Source organism: Velazquezella soli, from assembly GCF_977018685.1.
The window spans coordinates 54,882-70,288 of record NZ_CDRNXF010000004.1; the positions used below are offsets into that span (position 1 = coordinate 54,882).

A 15,407-nucleotide genomic window follows, 5' to 3' on the forward strand; every position below is an offset into this window, starting at 1 on the left:
TTGAAGACAGGACGACGAGACCATGGCCGCAGACCATAATTCCGAGGAAAAGACGCTGTTCGGCAGCGCGTGGATCTTTATCCGCGGCGTGCCCTCGATGGAGTTTCTGCCACCGGAAGGACCGCTTGAGATCGCCTTTGCCGGACGCTCGAATGTCGGCAAGTCCTCGCTGATCAATGCGCTCGTGGGCTACAAGGGGCTGGCGCGCACATCCAACACGCCGGGCCGCACACAGGAACTGAACTATTTCGTGCCCGACGGCTATTCCGGCCAGGCAGGTGACCTGCCGCCGATGGCGCTGGTTGACATGCCCGGCTACGGCTATGCGCAGGCGCCGAAAGAAAACGTCGATGCCTGGACGAAGCTTGTGTTCGATTACCTGCGGGGCCGCGCCACGCTGCAGCGCGTCTATGTGCTGATCGACAGCCGCCACGGCATCAAGAAGAACGACGAGGACGTGCTCGACCTGCTCGACAAGGCCGCCGTCTCCTATCAGATCGTCTTGACCAAGACGGACAAGATCAAGGATCCTGCGGTTCCGAGGCTGATTGCCGAGACGCTCGAAAAGATCCGCAAGCGGCCCGCTGCCTATCCGGAAGTGCTGTCGACATCGTCTGAAAAAGGCCGCGGCCTGGACGAGCTGCGCGCCGAGATCATGAAGACCATCGGCCGGTAAATCTCCCGAAACGCAAAAATCCGGCCGCCTGCGACAGGCGACCGGATCTCTATGCGAGGCTTCGACCTGTTTGGGTCAGCCGTTACATCTTCGGCAGCAGAACCTTGTCGATGACGTGAATGACGCCGTTCGACTGCTTGACGTCGGCGATCGTCACAGTGGCCACACCACCGGTTTCGTCGGTGAGCGTGATCTTGCCCATGCTTTCCTTGGCCTTCAGAACGCAGCCGCCGACGGTCTTGACGTCATGCGTCCCCTTGTCGTCCTTGATCATCTTTTCGATCGCCGTCGACATGGCGTTCGCGGCCACCACGTGGCAGGTAAGGATCTTGGTCAGCTGCGCCTTGTTTTCCGGCTTCAGCAGGGTTTCGACAGTGCCCTTCGGCAGCGCAGCGAAGGCTTCGTTGGTGGGCGCGAACACGGTGAACGGACCTTTGCCCTGCAGGGTCTCGACGAGGCCCGCAGCCTTCACGGCGGCGACCAATGTCGTGTGATCCTTGGAGTTCATGGCATTCTCGACGATGTTCTTGTCTTCATACATGGCAGCGCCACCGACCTTCGGGTTTGCGGCGTAGGCGCCGGCAACGGAGGCGGACAGGATTGCGGCGCATGCGGCAAGGCGGATTGCGGATTTAAACATTGTTCTCTTCCTCTCTACAGCCTGAACGACCCCGGCGCTGAAGGCGCCTCCCAGGTCCGGCTTTCCCTCTGTGGGGACATGGCTAGAGACGAGAGGAAAGCGGGAAGAGTTTCAAAGGCTGGCGACGCGAAGACAGAAATCCGCTATGCCTCTGATTTAGCATCCCTTAATTAAAGATCCCGGATTTTACCGACGGCGACAACCGGCCCGGTCCGGTGACCGGTCGGCGAGCCGCCCAATGGTTCAAGGCTGACGGCGAAGGACGCGCCGTTCTCGACACGCTTGCGATGCCCGGCCGGCACTTCGATCGTGTCGCTGCCGCTTTCCGGCAGGATACCGAGCGAGATTGCTTCTTCACCGCTGCCGGGGACAAGCCACAGTTCGAGCGAGCGGCGTTCCGCCGTCGTTGCGGCAACGGGCGTCAGCTGCAAGCGACCGCTGGCACCGTCATACCGCGCCCTCAGGCCGAATGCATTGCCCTCGCCGCTCATCTCGGCGACCAGTTGCTTGCCCGGCGCAGAGCCACCCACAGGTCCGCCGATCCAGCCCGTCGACAAGGACGCGTATGTCACCAAAAGGGCAGTCGAGGCGAATGACAGGCCGCGCCACAAAAGCAGCGAGTTCCACCATCCACCACGCGCCAGCTCGTTTCCGAAACCGTTCTGGGCGAAGACGCGCTTTTCGATCCTGGCGTAAACGCCTTTCGGCGGACGTTCCTCGCCGTATTCCGCATCGAGGTCGGAAGACAGGTTTTCCTGCCAGCGCATCACCATGGCCGCAAAGGCCGCATCACGGACGATGCGATCCTCGACGCGGCGGCGCTGGTCAAGCGGCAGGACCCCGAGCACATATTCGCCAGCCAGAAGCTGGTCGCGGGAGCGATCGTTTTCGCTTTGGTCTGGTGTCGTCATCGGTCCAGGCACTCCCTCAGCTTGAGAAGGCTGCGCCTCAGCCAGGTTCGCATCGTATTCAGCGGCACGCCATGGCGTTCCGCCAGTTCCTGATAGGTCAGGCCTTCGACATAGGCGCTTTTGACCGCCCCTGCGCGGTCAGGATCGAGCTCCTGCATGCAGCTGTCAATACGCCTTCCTTCACCGCGCATCACCGACGCCTCCTCCGGATCAGGACCGAGGTCGGCAATATCCGTCCTGTCTTCCAGAGCGTCCGTCACGGGCCGGCGGGCGCGAAGGCGGTCGATCGAATGGTTTCGGGCGATTGCGACGAGCCAACCGGCTGCGCTTGTTCCCGAAGGGGCAAACCGATCGGCTCTCTGCCATATCCGCACGAAAATCTCCTGCAGGGCATCTTCTGATTCGGCCCTATCCTTCAGGATACGCAGGCAGACTGCGAATAGTTTCGGCGAAACGCCGGAATAAAGCTTTGTGAATGCCGTCCGGTCGCGCAGTCCTACGCGGCCGATCAATTCGGCAATCTCGCGATCACTCACCAAAACCAAAGCCTCCCCGTGCGGCACAAGACGCAATGCATCGCTGCCACATACATGCCTCACCGTAATTTTGCTCATGAATTATTTGATCTGTCAAAAACATGCGTTAAAAGGCCCCACACATTTCCCCAGAGGTATTTCCATGACGGCTTCGGAAAGCGAACTTCAGGCACAACTTCTGGCACAGGCGCTGCCCTATATGCAGCGCTACGAGAACAAGACGATCGTCGTCAAATACGGCGGCCATGCAATGGGCGATATGGCTCTGGGCAAGGCTTTCGCGGCCGATATCGCGCTTCTCAAGCAGTCCGGCGTCAACCCGATCGTCGTTCATGGCGGCGGCCCGCAGATCGGTGCGATGCTGACCAAGATGGGCATCGAATCGAAATTTGAGGGCGGGCTTCGCGTCACCGACGCAAAGACGGTCGAGATCGTCGAAATGGTTCTTGCCGGATCGATCAACAAGGAAATCGTCGCGCTGATCAACCAGACCGGCGAATGGGCGATCGGTCTCTGCGGCAAGGACGGCAACATGGTGTTTGCCGAAAAGGCCAAGAAGACCATCATCGACCCTGATAGCCACATCGAGCGCGTCCTCGACCTCGGCTTCGTCGGCGAGGTGGTCGAAGTCGACCGGACGCTGCTCGACCTGCTCGCCAAGTCCGAGATGATCCCGGTCATCGCCCCCGTGGCACCCGGCCGCGACGGCGCCACCTACAACATCAATGCCGATACGTTCGCGGGCGCCATTGCCGGCGCGCTGCACGCCACCCGCCTCTTGTTCCTCACGGACGTTCCAGGCGTGCTCGACCGCGACAAGAACCTGATTAAGGAACTGACCGTCGCGCAGGCACAGGCGCTGATCAAGGACGGCACGATCTCCGGCGGTATGATCCCCAAGGTCGAAACCTGCATCGAGGCGATCCGCGCGGGCGTGCAGGGCGTCGTCATCCTCAATGGCAAGACCGCACATTCGGTTCTGCTCGAGATCTTCACCGAACACGGTGCGGGCACGCTGATCGTTCCCTGATCAGCAGCAAGAACTCGGCCTTCAGGACATCAGAAGGCCGAGAATGCCGCAGACGATCAGCAGGCAGCCCGACAGTTCCATGCGGTTCAACCGCTCGTGGAACAGGAAATAGGACGAGGCGAAGGTGAAGATCAGCTCGATCTGGCCGAGCGCCTTCACATAGGCCACCTGCTGCAGCGTCATGGCCGTGAACCAGCAGGCGGAGCCGACAACGCCAGCGAGCCCCACAAGCGCCGAGGAGCGCCAGGTGCGCGCGACCTGGACGATCTCTCGCTTGTCCTTCCACAACATCCAGATCAGCATGAAAACGGTCTGGAATATCGTGACGCATGTCAGCGTGACGGCGGCCTGCATGATCGAATTGGGTCCGTTGAGCGACAGCGACGCGGATCGGAAGGAAATCGAGGCGATGGCGAAAAGGCCGCCCGACGCCATGCCGATCAGCGCGATCCTGCCGACCATGGCGGTGCCGAGATTGCGCCATGAGATCGGAAGATTGGCCATCGAGATCAGCATCACCCCGATCACCCCGACGATGATCGCCACTATGCCGCCGGTGGTCAGTTTGTCGCCCAGAATAATGAAGCCGAAGATTGCCGCCTGCACCGGCTCTGTCTTCGAATAGGCGGTGCCGACCGCGAAATTCCTTAGCGAAAACAGGTAGACCAGAAGCATGGTCGCGAATATCTGCGCAAGCCCGCCGAGCACGACCCAGAAGACGAACTCAAGATCCGGGCTGGGCAATGCATAGCCCACACCGAAATGCAGAACGAGCACGTAGATGACGGCGAGCGGAAATCCGTAGCCGAAGCGCACGAAGCTTGCGCCGCGGGTGCCGAGCGAGCCTTGCAGATGCTTCTGAAGCGCTGACCGCAAATTCTGACAAAAAGCGGCAGCGATGGTGATGGGGATCCAAAGTTCCATCCCAAGGCGGTATCACGCAGGGTCACGACCGGCCAAGGTCGGTGCGGCGTGTAAATGTTCGTAGAGGCGGATTTTCTTCCCGTTCAAACGCTGGCATAACACGGCGATGGACAAGACGCCGAAGACTGCCCCCGACGCCGCCGATTTCGCAAATATCCGTGACTGGGTTTTCGATCTCGACAACACGCTCTACCCGCATCACGTCAATCTGTTTTCGCAGATCGACAAGAACATGACGGCCTATGTGCAGGAATTGCTGCAACTGGAGCATGACGAGGCCAAGCGGCTGCAGAAGCAGTATTATCACGAGCATGGCACGACTCTGCAGGGCCTGATGCTGAACCACGGTATCGATCCGGACGGGTTTCTCGAACAGGCGCATGCGATCGACTACTCGGCGCTGTTGCCGCATCCGGAACTGGGCGCGGCAATCCGGGCGCTTCCCGGCCGCAAGTTCATCTTTACCAATGGCAGCGTGCCGCATGCGCAGGCGGCTGCCCGCGCTCTCGGCATTCTCGACGATTTCGACGACATCTTCGATATCGTCGCCGCCGGTTACCTGCCCAAGCCCGCCGGCGAGACCTACGATAAGTTTGCGGCCCTCCACACGGTCGATACGAAGAATGCCGTGATGTTCGAGGACTTGCCCCGCAACCTCGTCGCGCCGAAAGCGCTCGGCATGCGCACGGTGCTGCTGGTGCCGCGCAACCTCGATACTGTCGTCATTGAGCGCTGGGAAAAGTTTTCCGACGAGGACGATCACATCGATTACGTCACCGACGATCTCACCGCATTCCTGTCAGGCCTCAAATTCGCGTAGGCCGCGCCTTACCAAAAGTTCATCTACATTACAGATGTTTAAGTGGTTTTGACCAGTTGCCGATCCTATCTTCAGGCTATCGAAGCAACCGGAAAGGACCACTCGATGATCGCGAAGAAGATAGTTTTGGCAAGCCTGAGCGCTGCTCTTATCGCTGGCGCAGCCATCCCCGCCTTCGCTGCACCAGGCCCTGACGGACCACGCCACCATGAAGGTCGGCGCGGAGGCCCTGACGGCGGCCCGCATGGCGGTCCACGCGCTGCGATGATGCAGGATGTAATGTTCGTTCGCCTTCTCAAGCAGGCGGATACGAACAAGGACGGCAAGATTTCCAAGGAAGAGCTGACCGCTCGCCAGGAAGCGCTTTTCGCCGAGATCGACCTCAACAAGGACGGGTCCATCACTCGCGGTGAAATGGTTGATTTCCGTGACAACAAGATGGCCGAGTTCCGCAAGAACAACCCGCCGCCGACGCCTGAAGAGGCTGAGGACGAAGGCCCGGATGCAGACGGCCCGATGGCGGAAGGACCCGAGGGTGAAGGCCCTAAGGCTGAGGGCCCTAAGGCTGACGGACCACGTGCCGACCGCGAACAGGCCCGTGACCGCCACCACGACCGGCATGAGCGCCGGGAAGCCCGCAGGGACCGCGGTCCAAGGGGTGGACCAGACGGCGGCATGATGGGTCCTGCCATGTTCCGCATGATCGACGAAAACCGCGATCGCAAGATCAGCAAGGAAGAGGCCGCAGCCGCCACCGAAAAGCTGTTCGCCCGCATGGACACGAACAACGACGGACAGATCACGATCGACGACCTGCCGGACCGCCCCCTCTAGTTCTACGCCCCCCTGAACTAGACCGGTAGTCGTCTGATGGACCCGCCTTCCCTTCCGGGAGGCGGGTCCAGTCGTTTCTACTTGCTGAGCGGTATCAGAGCCGCGCCTCGACGGCCGTCGCCTGAGGGATAGACGGCTGGGCGCCCCTTTCGAGGCAGGCAAGTGAACCTGCAACGGCTGCGCGCCGCAGGGCATCCGCAAAGCCTATCCCCCGATCGAGACTCGCAGCCAGATAGCCGCAGAACGTATCGCCGGCGCCCACCGTGTCGACGGGCTCGATCTTCAGGCCCTTGGCCGACAGGATTTCACCATCAAGCATGGCAACGACACCTTCGCCACCGAGCGTGACCACGAATGTCTGGCCGGTCTCACTGTGAAGGCGGCGCAAAACCTCTTCGCGCGTCTTCGCGTCGCTGATAGGGCTCCCTGCGAGAAGGTCAAATTCGGTCTCGTTGGCGACGACGATATCAGCGAGGCCGGATAGTCGAACCGCATCGGCCGTCAGCGGCGCGGTGTTGATCATCGTCCGGATGCCCTTTGCCTTTGCTGCGCGCAGTGCCGCCTCGACGGCTGCCGGCGGGATCTCGAGCTGCAGCATCAACGTGTCGGATGGAGACATGGCCTCCACCGCGCCCTGCGCCTGCGCCTCGCCGATCGTGCCATTGGCACCGGGCACGACGGCGATCATGTTCTCGCCGCTGTCATCGCCGACCAGTATCAGTGCTGTGCCGGTTGAAATGTTTGTCCGCGTGACCGCTGACAGGTCAGTTCCGGATGCCTGGAGCAAAGCCAGCGCCGGGTCTGCAAAACCGTCGTTTCCGACAGCGCCGACCATGCGCACGTCGCTGCCTGCGCGGCGGGCGGCCAGTGCCTGGTTCGCACCCTTGCCGCCGGAGGCCGTCGCAAAGGTCGAACCCACAACCGTTTCGCCCGGGCCCGGCAACCGCTCCGTCGTTGCGATAAGATCCATGTTGATGGAGCCGAAGACGGTAATCATGCTGTGCCTGCCTGTTTTGTGAAATGCGGGCTGACACTGCCCGAGAGGATCAGTCCTCGTCAACCACCCTCAGGCGCAGCGATCCGGTGCGGCTCTCGACTGCGCCGGATGCCGGAGCTGTGGGGGTTGGTCCAGTCTGCGGTATCGGGGCGGCCACTGGTGCTTCCAGTTCGAGCGCTTCGATCCGTGCGCCGCGCCGGCCGAGCTTCTCGGTCGACGTCACGATCTGCTCGACATCCTTCTGGGCTGCGAAGAAATGCGATTGCAGCTTGCGGGTCCGCTCGTCCAGCCGGCCGAGGTCCTCCATCAGCAAGGCCACCTCGCCCTGGATCAGATGCGCCTGTTCGCGCATGCGCTGATCCTTCAGCACCGCCTGGATAACCTGGATCGACAGCATCAGCAGCGACGGAGAGACGATGACGATGCGGGCGCGCTGCGCCTTCTGGATCACGCTCTCGAAATGCTCGTGGATCTCGGCAAAGATCGATTCGGATGGCACGAAGAGAAAAGCGGTGTCCTGCGTTTCTCCGGCGATCAGGTATTTCTCCGAGACATCGCGGATGTGGACTTCCATGTCGCGACGGAACTGCTGGGATGCCGCCCGTCGCGCTTCGGGTGCAGCCGCCTCGCGAAAGGCATTCCAGGCTTCCAGCGGAAATTTCGCGTCGATGACCAGTGGCGGCAAGCCGTTCGGCATGCGGATCACGCAATCGGGTCTCGAACCGTTCGACAGGGTCTTCTGGAATTCGAAGGCGCCCATCGGCAGGCCGTCGGAAACGATCGCTTCCATCCGGCCCTGACCAAAGGCGCCACGCGTCTGCTTGTTGGAGAGGATCGCCTGCAGCCCCACGACATCCTTGGCTAGGCTCTGAATGTTGTTCTGCGCAGCATCGATGACGGCCAGGCGCTCCTGCAACTGGCGCAGGTTGTCATGGGTGGATCTGGTTTGTTCGGTAATGGTTGCGCCGATCCGGTGGGTCATGCCATCGAGCCGCTGTCCGACGACCTGGCTGAGCTCGACCTGGCGCGCCGCGAGCGTTTCGCCCATCGCCGAAAGCCTGCCCTGCATTTCCCCCTGCATCCGCATCAACTCGCCCATGCGGGCCTCTGCGTCTTCCGCCTGGCGACCGCTACTTCCGGAAATACGCATGAGAAACAGCATCAGAAGCATGCCGAAGATGCAGGAAGCAGCCATCAGCACCAGGGGGTGCTGGCTCTCCAGAAAACCAGAAATCTCGGGGAACAGGTCATTCATGGCGGCAAGCTAGCAGAAAACCGCGGATTGGAAAGATCAAAACGGGAACATTGATGGAAAACGGCGATCCGGGCCTGTTCCATCGGCGAAAAAGATAGGTTATGGGATCGCCATGACGATCAAGCCGCTTATCATTCTCCCCGATCCGCTCCTGCGTCAGGTGTCCAAGCCTTTCGAACGGGTGGACGACGCTCTTTTGAAGCTCGCGGACGACATGCTGGAAACCATGTACGACGCTCCGGGCATCGGCCTTGCCGGGATCCAGATCGGCGTTGCCCGCCGCATTCTCGTGGTCGACGTGTCGCGCGAGGAAGACGAGAAGAACCCGATCGTGGTGATCAATCCGGAAATTATCCGCTCTTCGGACGAACGATCGGTGTATGAGGAAGGCTGCCTTTCCATCCCGGAATACTATGCCGAGGTGGAGCGCCCGGCGTCCGTGACGGTCAAGCATATCGGTCGCGACGGCAAGGAACACGTGATCGAGGCCGATGGCCTGCTCGCCACCTGCCTGCAGCACGAGATCGACCATCTGGACGGCGTGCTGTTCATCGACCATATATCGCGGCTGAAGCGCGAAATGGTGGTCAAGAGGTTCACCAAGGCTGCCAAGGCGAAGGCGGTCTAGCCATCGCTTGCAGGCAATCTCGGTATGAAGGCGCGTTCCTTGCGGGCGCGAAAGGTCCATGTCTCTTCGCATCATCTTCATGGGCACGCCGGAATTTTCCGTGCCGACACTGCAGAACCTGAAGCAGGCAGGCCACGAGATCGTCGCGGTCTATAGCCAGCCGCCGCGTCCCGGCGGGCGCCGCGGGCTCGATCTCGTCAAGTCGCCGGTGCATCAGGCGGCGGAACTGCTCGGCATTCCGGTCCTGACACCGCTCAATTTCAAAAGCGAGGAAGACCGCGAGACCTTCAGGTCCTTCAAGGCGGACGTCGCCGTGGTCGTCGCCTATGGCCTGCTTCTGCCCGAAGCGATCCTGACCGGCACCCGGCTCGGCTGCTACAACGGCCACGCTTCGCTGCTGCCGCGCTGGCGCGGAGCTGCCCCGATCCAGCGCGCCATCATGGCCGGCGATGCAAAGACCGGCATGATGGTGATGCAGATGGAAAAGGGCCTCGATACCGGCCCGGTCGCGCTTACCCGGGAAGTCGAGATCGGCGAGGCCATGACCGCAGGCGAGTTGCATGACCGGCTGATGCTGACGGGCGCCCGCGCCATGGTCGAGGCGATGGAGAAGCTCGAAGCCGGCGACCTGCCGCTGACACCGCAGTCTGCTGACGGCGTGCTCTACGCGTCGAAGATCGACAAGGTCGAAACTCGCATCGATTTCTCGAGACCGGCGCGCGACGTTCACAACCATATCCGCGGGCTCTCTCCGTTTCCGGGCGCCTGGTTCGAGGCCGAGATCAACGGAAAGCCGGAACGGATCAAGGTTCTCTCGTCCGCAATGGGCTCCGGGCAGGGAGACGCCGGCACGGTGCTGGACGACCACCTGACGATCGCCTGCGGTGATGGCACCGTTTGCCTGACGCGGCTGCAGAAGGCCGGCGGCAAGGCGCTGGATGCGGCCGATTTCCTGCGTGGCACGGCGATCACGGCCGGAATGCGGGTGGCCTGATGCCGCGTTACAAGATGATCGTCGAATATGACGGCACGTCCTATGTGGGCTGGCAGATGCAGGACAACGGTCATTCGGTGCAGGCCGCGCTGCAGAAAGCGATCCTGAAGCTGACCGGCGAGACCGTATCGGTCCGTGGCGCAGGGCGCACCGATTCAGGCGTACATGCCTGGGGCCAGACGGTTCATACGGATCTTTCCCGCGAGTGGGTGCCGTACAAGCTGCGCAACGCCGTCAACGCCTATCTGATGACGGCATCGGAAAAGGTTTCGGTCATCGATGTCAGCCTCGTCGACGAGACCTTCGATGCGCGGTTCTCGGCCACCAAGCGGCATTACCTCTACCGCATCCTCAACCGCCCTTCTCCCTTGGCGCTCGAGGCGAACCGGGCGTGGTGGGTGTCAAAACCTCTCGACCACGAGGCGATGCATGCCGCAGCCCAGATGCTGGTCGGGCATCACGATTTTACCACCTTCCGCTCCACCCACTGCCAGGCGAAAAGCCCGGTCCGGACGCTCGATCGGCTGGACGTGACGCGCTCAGGCGATCTGATCGAAATCCGCGCCTCGGCCCAGAGCTTTCTGCACAACCAGATCCGCTCCTTTGCCGGCACGCTGAAGATCGCCGGACAAGGCAAGGTCACGCCCGAAGACGTGAGGGCAGCGCTCGAGGCACGCGACCGCAAGCGCTGCGGCCCGGTGGCACCGCCGGATGGCCTCTATTTCATGAAGGTGGATTATCCTGACGACCGTCAGGACGGATAGACGCCCAGGAACCGCTGCAGCACCTCGGACAGAAGCATGTCCGGCACGATCAGCACCATCACCAGTGCCGTCACCAGCAGCGGCTGCGGGCCGCAAAGCATGCGCATCACCCGCGTCAGCGCGACGACGACGGCGATCAGCAGCGACAGATGCAGGAGCGCCAGAAACCCGGTCATGCCCACAGGCAGGATGAAGGCTGCCGCCAGAACCGCATAGGCGTAGGCAAACGGCACGGACAGCCAGTTGACCACGATCACCATCGTCGGGAATTTCTGGCCGAGCCCGAACAGCGCGCAGACGATGCCCACCAGAATGAGCGGCAGGATCCAGTCGATCGCCTCCAGCATGCCGAGCCGGAAGAAGAACAGGCCACCGGTCTTCGTCCCCGGCGGCATCGCCTGCAGAAACATCATCCGCCACCAGGCCCAGGTGACGAACATTGCCGGCAGACACCAGACAAAGGCCCAGAAGGAGCGCAGCAGGCCGCGGTCGGAGAGATCGAGCTGTTTGAACCCTTGCTCATCGCCCTTGATCAGCAGCCAGATGCCGGACACGTAAAACCGGACTTCAGCGTAGCTGGGCATCGGCACCTCTTGGATTAGGAATGCGGGAAGAATGTCCGCGGTGGGCAATCATGCGACCGTCACTCCAAGGCTTGTCTCCAGCCAGGACACGACGACCAGTTCGGTCAACACGGTGAACCCGAGCAGCGAAGCCCGCAACCATGGGGAACCGCCGACAACCGTCGTCAGGAGCCGCCAGTAGAGAAGAACTGCACCGACGAGAACGGCGAGCATGACGGCAAGCAATCCATATCGGTAAACGAGGCCCGCACCGAACAGGCTGCCCAGCGCAAGGCTGACCGGAAATGCCGTCACGTAAGACGCATAGACCAGTGGCACCGTGAACCAGTTGCGCGTCACGATCAGCGTGCGCAGCAGCGGTCGCAGTCCGAAGGCGACAGCGACGAGGCAGATGGCGAGAACCGGAACGATCCACTGCGCGATCTCCACCAGAAACATCTTTCCGGCGAATGCGAGGACACCGTCACCGCCCCTTGGATGCGCCTGCGCATATTCGGCACGCTTGAACATCCATCCCGCGACGATCGCGGGCAGGCACCACAGGATCGCGAGAAAGGACCGGGCAACGCCCTTGTCGGAAATGTCGAAGGCGCTGAGGCCGCGCGCATCGCCGCGGATCAGCAGCCAGAGACCGCTTAAGTGATGGCTGAGGTCATGAAACCGCAGCATCGCCGAACCAGCGGGAGAGGAAGGTTCCGTAGATCTGCGTCAGCGTTTCGAGGTCGGCAATCGCTACCCGCTCATCCACCATGTGCATGGTCTGGCCGACGAGGCCGAACTCGACGACCGGGCAGTAATCCTTGATGAAACGCGCATCGGATGTGCCGCCGGTGGTCGACAGCGCGGGCACCCTGCCCGTCACCGCCTCGACGGCGCCCGAAAGCGAACTGATCAGAGCGTTGTTGCGGGTCAAAAAGACGTGGCTCGGTCGCTCGGCCCAGACGATCTCGTAACGGACCTTGTCGCGACCGGGACGCAGCGTCTGGTCGCCTGCGGCCGCATCGAGACGGCGCAGGATCTCGGCCTGAACGGTTTCGGCCGTCCAGGTGTCGTTGAAGCGGATGTTGAAGGCAAAACTCGCCTTGGCCGGCACGACATTGGTTGCCGGGTTGCCGATATCAACCGTGGTGACTTCGAGGTTGGAGGCCGGGAATTCCGGTGTCCCTTCGTCGAAGGGCGGATGCATCAGTGCATGCGCCAAGGGCAACAGCCCGCGTACCGCGTTGTCTGCAAGATGCGGATAGGCAGCGTGGCCCTGAACGCCATGGACCGTAACCTTGCCGGAGACGGAGCCGCGGCGGCCGATCTTGATCATGTCGCCGAGCACGTCCGGATTGGTCGGTTCGCCGACCAGGCAGGCATCCCAGCGCTCGCCCCTGTCGGCTGCCCATTTCAGCAGCTTCTCGGTGCCGTTTACGGCCGGGCCTTCCTCATCGCCGGTGATCAGGAATGAGATCGAGCCCTGCGGGGCGCCGTGTTCTTCGATATGGCGGGCAACGGCTGCGGCAAAGCAGGCAATGCCGCCCTTCATGTCGACGGCGCCGCGACCGAACATCTCTCCACCTTCGATCTCGGCGGAAAACGGCGGATGGCTCCAGGACGCCTCGTCGCCGACCGGCACTACATCCGTATGGCCGGCAAACATCAGGTGCGGACCGTTCGTTCCAAGCCGGGCATAGAGGTTCTCGATGTCGGGCATGCCGGGCTCGGTCGCCACCATCCGCTCGACGGTAAAGCCGAGCGGCGCAAGCATCGCCTCAAGCGCCGACAGCGCGCCGCCTTCGGCGGGCGTGACGGACGGGCAGCGGATGAGGTCCCGCAGGTTTGCGATCGGATCGACAGCGGACATCGGGCTTGCCTTCGGTTAGTCGCGCAGCAGTTCGTTGATGCCGGTCTTGGAGCGGGTCTTCTCATCGACCGTCTTGACGATGACAGCGCAATAGAGATGCGGTGCGGCCAGGCCGTTCGGCATCGTGGCATTGCCTGACGGCATCGAGCCGGCAACGACGACCGAGTAAGGCGGTACTTCGCCGAACGAGACTTCGCCGGTGGCGCGATTGACGATCTTGGTCGACTTGCCGATGTAGACGCCCATTCCGAGGACCGAGCCTTCGCGAATGATGCAGCCTTCGACGACTTCCGAACGGGCGCCGATAAAGCAATTGTCTTCGATGATGGTCGGGCCGGCCTGCATCGGCTCCAGCACGCCGCCAATGCCGACGCCGCCGGACAGGTGCACGTTCTTGCCGATCTGTGCGCAGGAGCCGACGGTTGCCCAGGTATCGACCATCGTGCCTTCATCGACATAGGCGCCGAGATTGACGAAGGATGGCATCAGCACGACGTTCTTGCCGATATAGGCCGAGCGGCGCACGACGGCGTTCGGCACCGCGCGGAAACCGGCCGAACGGAACTGGTTCTCGCCCCAGCCTTCGAACTTCGAAGGAACCTTGTCCCACCAGGTGGAGGCGCCGGGGCCGCCCTTGACGACTTCCATGTCGTTGAGACGGAAGGACAGAAGAACCGCCTTCTTCAGCCACTGGTTGACGGTCCAGCTGCCATCCTCGCCGCGCACGGCCACACGGGCCTCGCCGGCATCGAGCAGGTTCAGCGACTGCTCAACGGCATCGCGGATCTCTCCCTTGGTCGAGATCGTCACAGTGTCGCGGTTGTCGAACGCGGTTTCGATCGTCTTTTCGAGGGAGGAGAGGTCTGCGCTGCTCATGGAGAATCCTTCGTCGTCGTCGATATCGTGATGGCCGCAAAGGCCCGGGACACAGCCGTGTGGCTGGCCAAATGGTGCCAATTGCTCTAAGCGACCGGCACTCAAGCGTCAATGCGAATTGGCGTCAACGCATATAAGCGAACGGCTCCAGAAGGGTTATTGCGATGGCACGGGTGAAGAATGACGGACCACGGCGGAAGGACGGGGTCTGGGATCCGCTGAAGGACAACAAGGCCGACAAAAGTGCCGCCGCAGTTCAGCCGAAAACACCGCAGACGCTGTCGCCGACCTATCGCCTTGCCTTTGCCGATGAGGATTTCCTGAGCCGCGAAGAATTGCGGCCGGTGCGGCTGCAGCTGGAACTCATGAAGGCCGAGATGATGCTCGCCGAGGCCGGGATCAAATCCACGGTCGTGCTGTTCGGCGGTGCCCGCATTCCGGCACCGGGCCAGGCGCCTTGGGCGGCTCACAACGAGACCCAGCGCAATAACCTGATCGCAGCCTCGGTTTTCTACGAAGAGGCCCGCAAGTTCGCGACGCTTTGTGGTGTGCATTCGGCAGCCTACGACCATCAGGAATATGTGGTCGTGACCGGTGGCGGACCCGGCGTGATGGAGGCCGGCAACCTTGGCGCGTCGGAGGTTGGCGCACCGAGCATCGGGCTCAACATCATGCTGCCGCACGAACAGGCGCCCAATCCTTACGTGACGCCGGAGCTCTCATTCAACTTCCACTATTTCGCGATCCGCAAGATGCACTTCCTGATGCGCGCCAAGGCCGTTGCCGTCTTCCCGGGCGGCTTCGGCACGCTCGATGAGATGTTCGAGGCGCTGACGCTGATCCAGACCAAGCGCATGGAGCGAATCCCGCTCATCCTGTTTTCAGAAAAGTTCTGGCGCGGCATCGTCAACTTCGAAGCGCTTGCCGATTTCGGCACGATCTCGCCGAAGGATCTTGAGCTGATCAGCTTTGTGGAAACCGCAGATCAGGCGTGGAAGATCATCGCGGATTTCTACGGGCTTTGATGGTGGTACGGTGCAGGTTCCTTACCCTCTCCCCGTGCGCGGGGAGAGGAAACAGGCCCTGATC

The 15,407-nt window shown here is 61.9% G+C and carries 18 protein-coding genes; 8 read left to right on the forward strand and 10 right to left on the reverse strand.

Annotation, left to right across the window (positions count from 1 at the left end; genetic code table 11):
- The first annotated feature begins 22 nt into the window (after positions 1-22).
- Positions 23-676 carry a ribosome biogenesis GTP-binding protein YihA/YsxC gene (yihA, locus tag AC0JZ8_RS03840; RefSeq protein ID WP_113109416.1) on the forward strand — a complete coding sequence of 218 codons (654 nt, stop codon included), beginning with the start codon at positions 23-25 and terminating at the stop codon, positions 674-676.
- 82 nt (positions 677-758) lie between these two features.
- Here yihA and AC0JZ8_RS03845 read toward each other — a convergent pair whose 3' ends face one another.
- The 3 genes from AC0JZ8_RS03845 to AC0JZ8_RS03855 form a co-directional block, all read right to left on the reverse strand.
- Entirely contained in the window at positions 759-1,316 is a 558-nt protein-coding gene (locus AC0JZ8_RS03845; protein WP_062453974.1) for a fasciclin domain-containing protein, read from the reverse strand.
- A gap of 170 nt (positions 1,317-1,486) precedes the next feature.
- Positions 1,487-2,227: an anti-sigma factor gene (locus tag AC0JZ8_RS03850; protein WP_471891853.1), complete on the reverse strand. Its 741-nt coding sequence runs from the start codon at positions 2,225-2,227 to the stop codon at positions 1,487-1,489.
- Positions 2,224-2,763: a sigma-70 family RNA polymerase sigma factor gene (locus AC0JZ8_RS03855; RefSeq protein WP_062454914.1), complete on the reverse strand. Its 540-nt coding sequence runs from the start codon at positions 2,761-2,763 to the stop codon at positions 2,224-2,226. Before AC0JZ8_RS03855 ends, AC0JZ8_RS03850 begins: the two co-directional genes overlap by 4 nt.
- Before the next feature lie 142 nt (positions 2,764-2,905).
- Between AC0JZ8_RS03855 and argB the strand changes: the two genes are divergently transcribed.
- Complete coding sequence (gene argB / locus AC0JZ8_RS03860; RefSeq protein ID WP_062578904.1) at positions 2,906-3,793, forward strand: acetylglutamate kinase; 888 nt, start codon at positions 2,906-2,908, stop codon at positions 3,791-3,793.
- Positions 3,794-3,814: 21 nt separating this feature from the next.
- Here the strand turns inward: argB and AC0JZ8_RS03865 are convergent, their stop codons facing one another.
- Positions 3,815-4,717 (reverse strand): DMT family transporter, encoded by a 903-nt coding sequence (locus AC0JZ8_RS03865; RefSeq protein ID WP_471891854.1) that lies wholly within the window; start codon positions 4,715-4,717, stop codon positions 3,815-3,817.
- Positions 4,718-4,823: 106 nt separating this feature from the next.
- Between AC0JZ8_RS03865 and AC0JZ8_RS03870 the strand changes: the two genes are divergently transcribed.
- The gene (locus AC0JZ8_RS03870) at positions 4,824-5,537 is read left to right on the forward strand and encodes a pyrimidine 5'-nucleotidase (protein WP_184654148.1); all 714 of its coding nucleotides are present in this window, start codon (positions 4,824-4,826) and stop codon (positions 5,535-5,537) included.
- A gap of 105 nt (positions 5,538-5,642) precedes the next feature.
- On the forward strand, positions 5,643-6,371 hold the full coding sequence (locus tag AC0JZ8_RS03875; protein ID WP_471891855.1) for a hypothetical protein: 729 nt from the start codon (positions 5,643-5,645) through the stop codon (positions 6,369-6,371).
- Positions 6,372-6,465: 94 nt separating this feature from the next.
- On the opposite strand, the gene AC0JZ8_RS03880 is transcribed toward AC0JZ8_RS03875, so the two are convergent.
- Positions 6,466-7,368 (reverse strand): ribokinase, encoded by a 903-nt coding sequence (locus tag AC0JZ8_RS03880; RefSeq protein WP_471891856.1) that lies wholly within the window; start codon positions 7,366-7,368, stop codon positions 6,466-6,468.
- Positions 7,369-7,417: 49 nt separating this feature from the next.
- Positions 7,418-8,530, reverse strand: a complete 1,113-nt coding sequence (locus AC0JZ8_RS03885) for a DNA recombination protein RmuC (protein ID WP_471893320.1) — start codon at positions 8,528-8,530, stop codon at positions 7,418-7,420.
- Between the two features lie 205 nt (positions 8,531-8,735).
- On the opposite strand from AC0JZ8_RS03885, the gene def reads away from it, so the two are divergent.
- The 3 genes from def to truA are packed head-to-tail and all read left to right on the forward strand — an operon-like array spanning position 8,736 to position 11,009.
- Positions 8,736-9,251, forward strand: a complete 516-nt coding sequence (gene def / locus AC0JZ8_RS03890; protein WP_062578892.1) for a peptide deformylase — start codon at positions 8,736-8,738, stop codon at positions 9,249-9,251.
- Positions 9,252-9,309: 58 nt separating this feature from the next.
- Positions 9,310-10,245, forward strand: coding sequence for a methionyl-tRNA formyltransferase (gene fmt, locus AC0JZ8_RS03895; protein ID WP_430250553.1), 936 nt, complete (start codon positions 9,310-9,312; stop codon positions 10,243-10,245).
- Positions 10,245-11,009, forward strand: coding sequence for a tRNA pseudouridine(38-40) synthase TruA (gene truA / locus AC0JZ8_RS03900; protein WP_471891857.1), 765 nt, complete (start codon positions 10,245-10,247; stop codon positions 11,007-11,009). Before fmt ends, truA begins: the two co-directional genes overlap by 1 nt.
- Here the strand turns inward: truA and AC0JZ8_RS03905 are convergent.
- The 4 genes from AC0JZ8_RS03905 to dapD are packed head-to-tail and all read right to left on the reverse strand — an operon-like array spanning position 10,997 to position 14,318.
- Positions 10,997-11,593 carry a hypothetical protein gene (locus AC0JZ8_RS03905; RefSeq protein ID WP_471891858.1) on the reverse strand — a complete coding sequence of 199 codons (597 nt, stop codon included), beginning with the start codon at positions 11,591-11,593 and terminating at the stop codon, positions 10,997-10,999. The two genes, truA and AC0JZ8_RS03905, sit on opposite strands and share 13 nt — an antisense overlap.
- 48 nt (positions 11,594-11,641) lie before the next feature.
- Positions 11,642-12,262 (reverse strand): hypothetical protein, encoded by a 621-nt coding sequence (locus AC0JZ8_RS03910; RefSeq protein WP_062453985.1) that lies wholly within the window; start codon positions 12,260-12,262, stop codon positions 11,642-11,644.
- The gene (dapE, locus tag AC0JZ8_RS03915) at positions 12,246-13,442 is read right to left on the reverse strand and encodes a succinyl-diaminopimelate desuccinylase (RefSeq protein WP_471891859.1); all 1,197 of its coding nucleotides are present in this window, start codon (positions 13,440-13,442) and stop codon (positions 12,246-12,248) included. The genes AC0JZ8_RS03910 and dapE overlap by 17 nt, the downstream gene beginning before the upstream one ends.
- 15 nt (positions 13,443-13,457) lie before the next feature.
- Positions 13,458-14,318, reverse strand: coding sequence for a 2,3,4,5-tetrahydropyridine-2,6-dicarboxylate N-succinyltransferase (gene dapD / locus AC0JZ8_RS03920; RefSeq protein ID WP_062453987.1), 861 nt, complete (start codon positions 14,316-14,318; stop codon positions 13,458-13,460).
- 164 nt (positions 14,319-14,482) lie between these two features.
- Here dapD and AC0JZ8_RS03925 point away from each other — a divergent pair, with 164 nt between their 5' ends.
- Entirely contained in the window at positions 14,483-15,343 is an 861-nt protein-coding gene (locus tag AC0JZ8_RS03925) for an LOG family protein (protein WP_062453988.1), read from the forward strand.
- The last annotated feature ends 64 nt before the right edge of the window (positions 15,344-15,407 follow it).